The sequence below is a fragment of the Pedococcus sp. P2_E4 genome, from assembly GCF_056403935.1.
In genome coordinates, this window is sequence record NZ_JBFUEO010000068.1 from 1 (window position 1) to 10,098 (window position 10,098).

Below are 10,098 nucleotides of genomic sequence, written 5' to 3' on the forward strand. Positions count from 1 at the left end.
CGTCGCGCCCCGTCGCGCCCCGTCGCGCCCCGTGGCGACCCGTCGCGCCCTGTCGCGCCCCGTCGTGCCCCCTCGTGGGACCAGCGACAGAATGGTCGGTGATGACGCCGCCACCTGCCCGCCCCGAAGCCCCGTTCAGCCTCTGGAGCATCGCGGCGCCGGCCTACGGACCCACGGTCGTCGTGGCCGTGGGCGCCGGTGCGGTCGTGCCGATCCTCACGCTGAGCGCGCTCGACTTGGGCGCCTCGCCGTCGGTCGCGGCCTTCACGGTGGCGTTGACCCTCATCGCCGACCTGTTCTTCGCGGTGCCGGCCGGCGCCCTCGTGCACCGGGTGGGGGAGCGCAAGGCCCTCATGGGGGCGGCCGCCGCCGATGCCGTCGCCGCCCTGTTCGCGGTGACGGCCACCTCGCTGGTCGCGCTCATGGCTGCGGTGTTCGCGATGGGGTTCACGTCGTCGGTGTTCCTCGTGGCCCGCCAGTCGTACCTCATCGACGCGGTGCCGATCGCGATGCGTGCGCGGGCGTTGTCGACCCTGGGCGGGGTCCACCGGATCGGGTTGTTCGTCGGGCCCTTCGTGGGCGCTCCGATCGTGCACTTCTGGGGACCGCAGGCGGGGTTCGCGGTGGCGGTCGCGGCCGGGGTGCTCGCGACGCTGCTCGTGTGGTGGGCGCCCGACCTCACGGCCGAGCACGAGGAGGCGGCCCGGCTCGAGGCGCCGGTGGGCACCGCCACGCTGCTCTGGAGCCACCGGCGCACGTACCTCACCCTCGGCCTGGCCATCGCCGTCGTGGGTGCGGTGCGGTCGTCGCGGGTCGTGCTCGTGCCGCTGTGGGCCGCCCAGTCGGGGCTGTCCGCCAGCACCACCGCCGTCATCTTCGGGGTCGCCGGGGGCGTCGAGATGCTGTTGTTCTACCCGGCCGGCTCGGTCATGGACCGGTTCGGGCGGGTGTGGATCGCCGTGCCGTGTGTCGTGGTCGTCGGGTTGAGCCTCGGCGCCCTGCCGCTCACCGGGACTGCGCTGGGCATCGGCCTTTTGGCCGTCGTGGGTGCCATCGGCAACGGCATCGGCTCGGGCCTCGTCATGACCCTCGGCGCCGACGTCGCCCCGGCGGTCGGCCGGTCGCAGTTCCTCGGCGGGTGGCGCTTCGTGTCGGTCATCGGTGGCAGTGGCGCACCGGTCCTCATCAGCGCCGTCACGGCCGTCTCCGGCCTCGTCGCAGCCTGTCTCGGGGTCGGGGTGCTCGCGCTGCTGGGAGCCTGCTGGATCGGCTACTGGGTGCCGGCCTACGACCCGGTGCGTCGGGGCGCGGTCGCCCGAGCCGCGGCGTCGGGGGAGCCCGAGTTGCCGGACAGCGGCGCGCAGTCGCCCGCTAATGAGAGGCTTGACCCGTGACGGACCTGATCGACACCACCGAGATGTACCTCAAGACGATCTTCGAGCTCGAGGAAGAGGGCATCACGCCGCTGCGCGCCCGCATCGCCGAGCGCCTCGGCCACTCCGGGCCCACGGTGTCGCAGACGGTCGCGCGCATGGAGCGCGACGGCCTGCTGGCGCTCGCCGGCGACCGTCACCTCGAGCTGTCCGAGCACGGTCGGCTGCTGGCGACCCGCGTCATGCGCAAGCACCGGCTCGCCGAGCGCCTGCTCGTCGACGTCATCGGGCTCGAGTGGGAGTACGTCCACGACGAGGCCTGCCGCTGGGAGCACGTCATGTCCGAGCGGGTCGAGCGCAAGATCCTCGCCATGCTCAAGGACCACCACGACTCGCCCTACGGCAACCCCATCCCCGGCCTCGACGAGCTGGGTGAGGTCGAGCCCACCGAGGACTTCCGCTCGGGGCTGCACACGCTGACCGAGCTCGCGACCGAGACCCCCGAGATCGTGCTCGTCCGCCGGATCGGTGAGCCGGTCCAGGTCGACCACGAGGCGCTCAGCCTGCTCACGGTGGCCCGGCTGCTGCCCGGCGAGCGGGTGCGGGTGCACCGCCAGGACGGGCGCGTCGTGGCCGTGCGCGAGAACGCCCCCGAGTCCACCGGGGTCTCGCTGCCCGACGACGTCGCCCAGCACGTCTTCGGCGCCCTGGTCTGAGCGGCCCTGGTCTCAGCGGCGCGCCTGCCCTCAGCGGCGCGCCTGCCCTCAGCGGCGCTCTGGTCTGAGCGGCGAGCCACCCCCGCCGGGGTATGTCGCGGCGTCCCTGACCCGCCGGACCGTTCACCGATCGGACGTGTCCGATTTTTCCCCCGTTGAGCACGAACTGTCATCGAAAGATGGCGTTTGCTTGACGATCGCATGGGCTCGCCGTGACCTCAATGTGACTTTTGGTCGGGGGTTTGTGTAGTCTCGCGGGGATCTCTCCACCCCCCGGGGAGATTGGCCCGATGTGGAACGCCTAGTCCTGCCATCACGTTCGGGTCCTCAGCAAGTCCGCTTGGCAGGAGCGGGGGACCCACTTTCGGGCCCTCCTTCGGGAGAGTCCTTGGGGTTAAGTCCTCTCGCGAGCGCCCGCTAGGTCGGGTGGCAACCGTGAGGGCCGGGTGATCTACCTCCACCCGAACCCGACAGCTCACCTCGTAGGCACTGGAGGTTCATCCATCGTGGCTTCACACGCTGCCGGTCGCCACCGCGCCCCTGGCCGTTACAACCCCGTTTCCGAGATCAGTGGCATCGTGGCGAAATCCGCCCAGCCTGCCGTCAAGACCTCGGCCGTCGTCGCCGCCTCCGGTGGTCTCGTGGCCTCGTTCGCCCTCCCGGCGTCCGCTGCCCCGGCCGCCCCGAAGGCCGACCCCACCGCTGCCACCACCAGCGCCCCGGTCGCCGTCAAGGCTCCCGAGGCCGCTGCCCCGCAGGCCTCTGACGCCTACGGCCTGATCGGCTTCAAGGCGACTGCCAGGCCCAAGCCCAAGGCCAAGGCCGTTCGCCCCGCCGCCGTCGCCACCGACCGCGTGCAGAGCTCGACCGCGAGCCGGTCGACCGCCCGCACGGCCCTCACCAGCAGCCGTCCGGCCGCCGGTGGCGTCCTGGGCATCGCTGCCCAGTACGAGGGCATCATGTACAGGTACGGCGGCACCACGCCCGCCGGCTTCGACTGCTCCGGCTTCACGGCGTACGTCTTCCGCCAGGTCGGCATCAGCCTGCCGCGCACGGCCGAGGCGCAGCGCCAGGCCGTGACCCCCGTGTCCAACCCGCAGCCGGGTGACCTCGTGTTCTTCGGCTCGCCGGCCTACCACGTGGGCATCTACGCCGGAAACGGCATGATGTGGGACTCCCCGCGCAGCGGCAAGGCCGTCGCGCTCCGCTCGATCTGGTCCTCCAGCGTCACCTACGGCCGCCCCTGACCCCAGGGTCCACCCGGCCGCAGCGCACCCAGGCCCCCTCCGCCACGGCGGACGGGGGCCTGCGTGCACCTGGCGCGGCGGTCCAGTGGTGGGCGTGTTTGTATGGAGGCATGACCGCCATCGAGATCGACGTGTGGGCGGACGTGGTCTGCCCGTGGTGCTACATCGGCAAGCGACGCCTCGAGCAGGCGATCGCCGAGAGCACCCACCCGGCCGAGGTGGTGGTGACCTACCACGCCTACGAGCTCGACCCGCGAGCCGCCAAGGGCAACGGCGAGACCGTGCTCGCGTGGCTGGCCCAGCGCTACCGCACCGACCTCGACGGGGCTCGTGAGATCGCGGAGCGGCCTGCGGTGATGGGCCGTCCCGACGGCATCGAGATCGACATCGACACCCAGCTGCGGTCCAACTCGTTCGACGCGCACCGGATCGTCKCGCTCGGGCTCGCGCAGGGCGGGGTGGCGCTGCAGGCGGCCGTGCTCGAGCGGCTCTACAGCGCGCACTTCAGCGAGGGCAAGGCGGTCGACGACATCGAGACCCTCCAGCGACTCGGTGCCGAGGCGGGGCTCGACGGGCGGCGGCTGTCGGCGGTGCTCGCGGGTGACGAGTACGCCGACCACGTCCGCGCCGACGAGGAGGCCGCCACCGACATCGGGATCTCGGGGGTGCCGTTCTTCATGGCCAACCGCCGGGTCGGGCTGTCGGGTGCCCACCCGGCCGAGGTGCTCGGCCAGCTCATCACGGCCGCGACCGACGGCGAGCACGAGTCCCTGAGCCAGAACGCCTGAGCCAGAACGCCTGAGCCAGAACGCCTGAGCCAGAACGTCTGAGCCGCCCGCGTCCCTGCGGCGGGGCTCCTACGTCGCGAGGGCGCGTTCGAAGTCGACCAGCGCGGCCTGGCTGAACAGCACGAACCGCACCAGGTCGAGGTCGTCGTGCCCCGTCGTTGCGGAGCGGACCGCCTCGACCGCGATCGGCGCGACCCGGTCGGACCCCCACCCGAAGACCCCCGAGCTCACCGCGGGGAAAGCGATCGAGCGAGCCCCGACCTCCCGAGCCACCTCGATGCTGCTGGTGAAGCAGGACGCCAGGTCGGCCGGATCCTGCTGGCCACGGTGCCAGTTCGGGCCGACGGTGTGGATCACCCACTGGGCCGGCAGGTCACCCGCCGTGGTGGCCACCGCGTCGCCGACGGCCAGGCCGTCCCGGTGCGTGGTGTTGCGGACGCGCCGGCACGCCTCGAGCAGCGCCGGGCCGGCTGCTGCGTGGATCGCGCCGTCCACCCCTCCGCCGCCGAGCAGCGTGGAGTTCGCAGCGTTGACGATGGCGTCGACGCGCTCGGTCGTGATGTCGCCGCGGACGGCCTCGAGGGTGACCACCCACCCACGGTACGGCGGCGGCGTCTCGCGCCGAAAGGCTGAGGCAGCGGGCGCGCCTCGCGCCGCGGCATACGTCAGGGGTTGATGGCGAGGAACACGAAGGCCGCGAGCAGCACGAGGTGGACGCCACCCTGCTGACGCGTCGCGCGGCCGGGCACGACGGTGAGCACGCTGACGACCACGGTCAGGGCGAGCAGCACCATCTGCGTCGCACCGAGGCCCAGCAGCAGGGGTCCGTCGAGCCAGATGGACGCGATCGCGATGGCGGGGATGGTGAGGCCGATGCTGGCCATCGCCGACCCGAGCGCGAGGTTGAGGCTGATCTGGATCTGGTTGCGCTGGGCGGCTCGCACGGCGGCGAGGGTCTCGGGCAGCAGCACCAGCAGGGCGATCACGACACCGACGAACGACTGCGGGAACCCGGCAGCCGCGACGGCCGACTCGATCGCGGGGGACTCGACCTTGGCCAGCCCCACGACCGCCACGAGCGACAGCAGCAGCAGCCCGAGGCTGAGGTAGGTCTCGCGGTCCGTCGGCGGCGCCGCGTGGTCGTCGTCCGTGACGGGCTGGCCGTCGTCGGTGACGGGGAGGAAGAAGTCGCGGTGCCGGCGGGTCTGCGTCGAGACGAACATCAGATAGAGGACCAGCGAGATGACGGCGGCGAACACCAGCTGCGACGGCGAGAACTCGGGCCCGGGTGCGCTCGTCGTGAAGGTCGGCACGACCATCGTCATCACGGCCAGGGTGGTCACCGTGGCGAGCGCGGCGCCAGTGCCCTCGGCGTTGAACGAGATGAGCCGGTAGCGGATCGCACCCATCAGCAGCGACAGCCCCACGATGCCGTTCGCCGTGATCATCACTGCCGCGAAGACCGTGTCGCGGGCCAGCGAGGCGGTGTGCTTGCCGCCCGAGACCATCAGCGTGACGATGAGCGCCACCTCGATGATCGTCACCGCGACGGCGAGGACCAGCGACCCGAACGGTTCGCCGACGCGCAGCGCCACGACCTCGGCGTGGTGGACGGCCGCGAGGACCGCGGTGGCGAGGACGGCCGCCACGACGACGACCGGCAGGGTCCCCAGGTCGCGACCCCATGTCAGGACCAGGGCCAGCACCGCCAGCACGGGGGCGAGGGTGGTCCAGCTCTGGGCGTGAGTGGTCCAACTTCGGCGGGGATTGGTCGTTTTCGCGGCCATACGGGATTCTTTCAGACCTCGAGAGGCCCCACGGACCGCGTCCGCGCGGACGCTGCGCGGGAGGCGGGCACCGCGCGCCTAGGATCGAGGCATGGGAGCCGGACACGACCACCACGCCGGGGGTCGGCACCGGTGGCGCCTCGCAGTCGCGGTCGCACTGGTCGGCGCGTTCTTCCTCGTCGAGCTCGTGGTCTCGTGGCTGTCGGGGTCGCTGGCCCTGCTGTCCGATGCCGGTCACATGGCTGCCGACGTGGTCGCCCTCAGCGCGGCCCTCGTCGCGACGCGAGTCGCCAGCCGCCCGGACCGCACGGGGCGGCGCACCTACGGGTCGTACCGCGCCGAGGTGTTCGCGAGCGGCCTTGCGGTGTTGCTCATGCTGGGCGTCGCCGTGTACGTCGTCGTCGAGGCCCTGCGCCGGTTCGGTGACCCGGTCGAGGTCGCCGGCGGCGCGATGCTCGTCGTCGGTGTGCTGGGCCTGCTCGTCAACGTCATCGCCCTGCTCCTGCTGCGTGGTGGGGCGCAGGAGAGCCTCAACGTCCGGGGCGCCTACCTCGAGGTCGTGGCCGACACCGCGGGCTCCGTGGGCGTCATCGTCGCGGGCCTGCTCGTCCAGGGCACCGGAGACGCGTGGTGGGACACGGTCGTCGCCCTCGCGATCGGGGTCTTCGTCGCCGTGCGTGCGGTCATGCTCGGACGCCAGGTGCTCGGGGTGCTGGGTCAGCACGTCCCCGAGGGAGTCTCGCCGGGCGCCGTCTCGGCCGACCTGGGCGCGATCCGAGGGGTGGCCGACGTGCACGACCTCCACCTGTGGACCCTCACCTCGGGCATGAACGTCGCCACCGCCCACCTCGTCAGCGAGCCCGGCGCCGACGTCGAGGCCATCCTCGCGAGCGGCCAGACGATGCTGCGCGACACCCACCAGATCGCGCACGCCACCCTCCAGGTCGAGCCCACGACCGGCGAGTCGTGCCACGACACGGACTGGTGAACGAGCCTCCGCCTGGTGACCGGCGCGCGCTCCGGTGGGCGCCGTCCCGCAGCGGCGCTAGCGTGCGGGGGTGACGTTCTCCATCGTGGCCCAGGTCGGCGACGCCTTCGGCGTGGCTGTCGCCAGCAAGTTCCCGTTCGTCGGAGCGGTCGTCCCGCGGGCACAGCTCGGGGTGGGTGCCGTGGCCACGCAGGCGATGGCCCGGGTGTCCTACCGCGAGACGGCACTGGAGGCCCTCGCCGCGGGCGGTGACGCCGCAGCGGCCGTGCTGGCCTGCACCGAACCCGACGAGGACCGCGAGCACCGGCAGCTCGGGGTGGTGGGGTTGGACTCCCAGGCGAGCTTCACCGGGTCCGAGTGCCTGTCGTGGGCAGGCGGCGTCAGTGGCCGGACCGACGACGGCGGGTACGCCATCCAGGGCAACATCCTCGTCGGGCCGCAGGTCGTGGCCGCGATGGAGCGGGCCTGGCTGGAATCGGCCGGTGCTGCGCTCACCGACCGGCTCGTGCGCGCGCTCCTCGCCGGTGACGCGGCCGGTGGCGACTCCCGTGGCCGGCAGGGAGCGGCCTTGTATGCCGTGCAGCCCGGCACGGGGTACGACCAGTGCGGGGTCCTCGCCGACGTCCGCGTCGACGACGACCCGAACGCCCCGCAGGAGCTCGCCCGGTTGGTGGGAGTGAGCGACCTGCTCTTCGGCCTCCCCGAGGACGTCCAGCCCCTCGTGGGCCCTCTCGCCTCCGAGGTGGCTGAGCGGCTCGCCACGATGGGCTTCGGGGGGTCCGTGCACGCGGCGCTCGCGGCGTGGGCGTCCGAGCAGAACTACGAGACGCGGCTCAGTCCGGACGGTATCGACGCCAAGGTCCTGGCAGCCCTTCGCTCGGCGACTGCCTAGTCCGCGGTCCGCTGCGAGGTGGCCTGCTGCGAGGGCCCAGGTACGAGGGGCTCAGGTACGAGGTGGTTCCCTTGTACGGCACCGAACGACCGGGGCCCTCTGTGCTCCGGGATGCCGCTCGCGAAGCCCGACTCGCACAGCTCAGCGCTTCAGGATGCGCGCCTCCCACGCGCGCAGTGGCGCGGTCGGTGATGCGGGGGAGCCGACGTTGCCCAGGAGCAGCTCGGAGCCAGCCCAGTCGGCGACCGGGATGGCGTCATCGAGGGGCAGCTCGCTGGCCGAGAAGTTCGCGACGACGAGCAGCTCGGTGCCCTCGTGTCGGCGCGTGAACGCGTACAGCGTCGGGTGATCGGCGGCCAGCATGGTGAAGTCCCCGTGGGCCACAGTGGGCTCGGTGTGGCGCAGCTCGATGACGCGGCGGTAGTGGTGGAACACGGAGTCGTCGTCGGCGACAGCGGCCGCGGCGTTGATCTCGGTGTGGTTGGGGTTGACGGGCGACCACGGGGTGCCACCGGTGAACCCGGCGTGCTCCGAGGCGTCCCACTGCATCGGCGTCCGGGCGTTGTCGCGGCTGCCGAGCCGCAGGTTGCGCAGCACCTCCTCGGGGTCGGCGCCGGCCTCGACCGCGTGCCGGTAGTAGTTGACCGACTCGATGTCGAGGAAGGCCTCCGCTGTCGGGAACGGCACGTTCGTCATCCCCAGCTCCTCGCCCTGGTAGACGTACGGGGTGCCACGGTGCAGGTGAAGGACGGTGCCGAGCAGCTTGGCCGACGCGACGCGGTGCTCAGGGGAGTCGTCGCCGAACCGGGACACCGCGCGCGGCTGGTCGTGGTTGTTCCAGTACAGCGAGTTCCAGCCGACTTCGGCCAGTCCCTCCTGCCAGCGGCCGAGTGAGGCCTTGAGGTCGCGCAGGTCGAGGTCCTTGCGGTCCCACTTGTGGCTGGCGTGGTCGAGCCCGACGTGCTCGAACTGGAACACCATGTCGACCTCTTGCCGCTCAGGGTCGGTGTAGAGGATCGCGTCCTCGACCGTGACCCCCGGCATCTCGCCGACGGTGAGGAGCTTCTCGGCGCGCCCCTCGAAGACCTGCGCGTGCATCTCGCTGAGGAACTCATGGATCCGTGGCCCGTTGAGGAAGTGCGGGCTGCCGTCCCCGAGGTGCGGCCGCCCGAGGAACGGTGCACCGTCGGGCAGGGACGTGACCTTCGAGATCATGTTGATGACGTCCATCCGGAACCCGTCGATGCCGCGGTCGAGCCACCAGCGCATCATCGCGTAGACGGCCTCGCGCACCTCGGGGTTCTCCCAGTTGAGGTCGGGCTGCTTCCGGCTGAACAGGTGCAGGTAGTACTCGCCCGTCGTCTCGTCGAGCTCCCAGGCCGGGCCGCTGAAGAACGACTCCCAGTTGGTCGGCGCCGCGCCCGCGTCACCGGCGTCGGTGTCCTTGCCGGGGCGCCACCAGTACCAGTCACGCTTCGGGTTGTCCTTGCTGGATCGCGACTCCACGAACCACGGGTGCTCGTCGGACGTGTGGTTGACCACCAGGTCCATGACGATCCGTATGCCGCGTGCGTGCGCCTGCTCGATGAGCGAGTCCACGTCGGCGAGGGTCCCGAACGTGGGGTCGATGTCCTGGTAGTCGCTGATGTCGTAGCCGTTGTCGTCCTGCGGACTGCGATAGATCGGCGACAGCCAGAGCACGTCGACGCCGAGCTGCTTGAGGTAGTCGAGGCGACTGATGATGCCCGGGATGTCGCCGATGCCGTCGTCGTTGCTGTCCTGGAAGGTGCGGGGGTAGATCTGGTAGACGACGGCTTCGCGGAACCACTGGTCATCGGTCATGCGACGAAGTGTTGCGAGCGGACGACACGTCGGCAACCGGCATTGACTCGGCCTCTCACAGGGCGGACCATTGCGTCAACCAGACGGGGGTGGGGTCCATGGCAAGTTCAGCGATTTTCGCGGTCATCCTGATCGGTGCGTTCCTGGTGGGGGCTGCTGGTTTCATCGTTCTCATCGTCGTGGGGATGGTGCGTTCGGCCCGCGACACGCGCACGCGCGAAGAGCGGCTCGCCGACGAGCACGGCGACCTGGGAGCGGGGACCTTCAAGCTGACGCCCGGCTTCGGCGCCGGCGACATCGACGGCGGCACCGGCAGCTTCTGACGCTGCGGGCTGGGTGCATGCCGGCACCACGTACGGCCCACGGCCCTCCCGCCCTCATTGAGTCGACCTCGTGCTGAACGGTCTGCTGACCCGCCCGCAGACCGCGCCACCGCGCGCGCCAGACCGCGCCACCGCGCGCGAC

The 10,098-nt window shown here is 71.5% G+C and carries 10 protein-coding genes and 1 riboswitch; of the genes, 7 read left to right on the forward strand and 3 right to left on the reverse strand.

The window, feature by feature from the left end:
* Positions 1 to 101 precede the first annotated feature (101 nt).
* The 4 genes from AC1DV7_RS17725 (at position 102) to AC1DV7_RS17740 (ending at position 4,124) form a co-directional block, all read left to right on the forward strand.
* Entirely contained in the window at positions 102 to 1,394 is a 1,293-nt protein-coding gene (locus AC1DV7_RS17725; protein WP_477598655.1) for an MFS transporter, read from the forward strand.
* The gene (locus AC1DV7_RS17730; protein WP_477598656.1) at positions 1,391 to 2,089 is read left to right on the forward strand and encodes an iron-dependent transcriptional repressor DtxR; all 699 of its coding nucleotides are present in this window, start codon (positions 1,391 to 1,393) and stop codon (positions 2,087 to 2,089) included. Before AC1DV7_RS17725 ends, AC1DV7_RS17730 begins: the two co-directional genes overlap by 4 nt.
* A 318-nt stretch (positions 2,090 to 2,407) precedes the next feature.
* Positions 2,408 to 2,589: riboswitch (cyclic di-AMP (ydaO/yuaA leader) on the forward strand.
* A gap of 6 nt (positions 2,590 to 2,595) precedes the next feature.
* Complete coding sequence (locus AC1DV7_RS17735) at positions 2,596 to 3,336, forward strand: C40 family peptidase (protein WP_477598657.1); 741 nt, start codon at positions 2,596 to 2,598, stop codon at positions 3,334 to 3,336.
* Positions 3,337 to 3,446: 110 nt separating this feature from the next.
* Positions 3,447 to 4,124 carry a DsbA family oxidoreductase gene (locus tag AC1DV7_RS17740; RefSeq protein WP_477598658.1) on the forward strand — a complete coding sequence of 226 codons (678 nt, stop codon included), beginning with the start codon at positions 3,447 to 3,449 and terminating at the stop codon, positions 4,122 to 4,124.
* A 69-nt stretch (positions 4,125 to 4,193) separates the two neighbouring features.
* Here AC1DV7_RS17740 and AC1DV7_RS17745 read toward each other — a convergent pair whose 3' ends face one another.
* Together AC1DV7_RS17745 and AC1DV7_RS17750 are read right to left on the reverse strand one after the other, a co-directional pair.
* Positions 4,194 to 4,715 carry an O-acetyl-ADP-ribose deacetylase gene (locus AC1DV7_RS17745; protein WP_477598659.1) on the reverse strand — a complete coding sequence of 174 codons (522 nt, stop codon included), beginning with the start codon at positions 4,713 to 4,715 and terminating at the stop codon, positions 4,194 to 4,196.
* Between the two features lie 74 nt (positions 4,716 to 4,789).
* Positions 4,790 to 5,911 carry a calcium:cation antiporter gene (locus AC1DV7_RS17750; protein WP_477598660.1) on the reverse strand — a complete coding sequence of 374 codons (1,122 nt, stop codon included), beginning with the start codon at positions 5,909 to 5,911 and terminating at the stop codon, positions 4,790 to 4,792.
* A 91-nt stretch (positions 5,912 to 6,002) separates the two neighbouring features.
* On the opposite strand from AC1DV7_RS17750, the gene AC1DV7_RS17755 reads away from it, so the two are divergent.
* Together AC1DV7_RS17755 and AC1DV7_RS17760 are read left to right on the forward strand one after the other, a co-directional pair.
* Positions 6,003 to 6,899: a cation diffusion facilitator family transporter gene (locus AC1DV7_RS17755; protein ID WP_477598661.1), complete on the forward strand. Its 897-nt coding sequence runs from the start codon at positions 6,003 to 6,005 to the stop codon at positions 6,897 to 6,899.
* A gap of 70 nt (positions 6,900 to 6,969) precedes the next feature.
* Positions 6,970 to 7,791 carry a DUF1028 domain-containing protein gene (locus AC1DV7_RS17760; RefSeq protein ID WP_477598662.1) on the forward strand — a complete coding sequence of 274 codons (822 nt, stop codon included), beginning with the start codon at positions 6,970 to 6,972 and terminating at the stop codon, positions 7,789 to 7,791.
* 141 nt (positions 7,792 to 7,932) lie between these two features.
* Here the strand turns inward: AC1DV7_RS17760 and AC1DV7_RS17765 are convergent, their stop codons facing one another.
* On the reverse strand, positions 7,933 to 9,633 hold the full coding sequence (locus tag AC1DV7_RS17765; RefSeq protein ID WP_477598663.1) for a glycoside hydrolase family 13 protein: 1,701 nt from the start codon (positions 9,631 to 9,633) through the stop codon (positions 7,933 to 7,935).
* Positions 9,634 to 9,731: 98 nt separating this feature from the next.
* Between AC1DV7_RS17765 and AC1DV7_RS17770 the strand changes: the two genes are divergently transcribed.
* On the forward strand, positions 9,732 to 9,956 hold the full coding sequence (locus AC1DV7_RS17770) for a hypothetical protein (RefSeq protein ID WP_477598664.1): 225 nt from the start codon (positions 9,732 to 9,734) through the stop codon (positions 9,954 to 9,956).
* The last annotated feature ends 142 nt before the right edge of the window (positions 9,957 to 10,098 follow it).

Coding starts and splice junctions, on each gene's coding strand:
- AC1DV7_RS17725 (WP_477598655.1), top strand. CDS start 102: ATGACGCCGCCACCTGCCCGCCCCGAAGCCCCGTTCAGCCTCTGGAGC.
- AC1DV7_RS17750 (WP_477598660.1), bottom strand. CDS start 5,911: ATGGCCGCGAAAACGACCAATCCCCGCCGAAGTTGGACCACTCACGCC.
- AC1DV7_RS17755 (WP_477598661.1), top strand. CDS start 6,003: ATGGGAGCCGGACACGACCACCACGCCGGGGGTCGGCACCGGTGGCGC.
- AC1DV7_RS17765 (WP_477598663.1), bottom strand. CDS start 9,633: ATGACCGATGACCAGTGGTTCCGCGAAGCCGTCGTCTACCAGATCTAC.
- AC1DV7_RS17770 (WP_477598664.1), top strand. CDS start 9,732: ATGGCAAGTTCAGCGATTTTCGCGGTCATCCTGATCGGTGCGTTCCTG.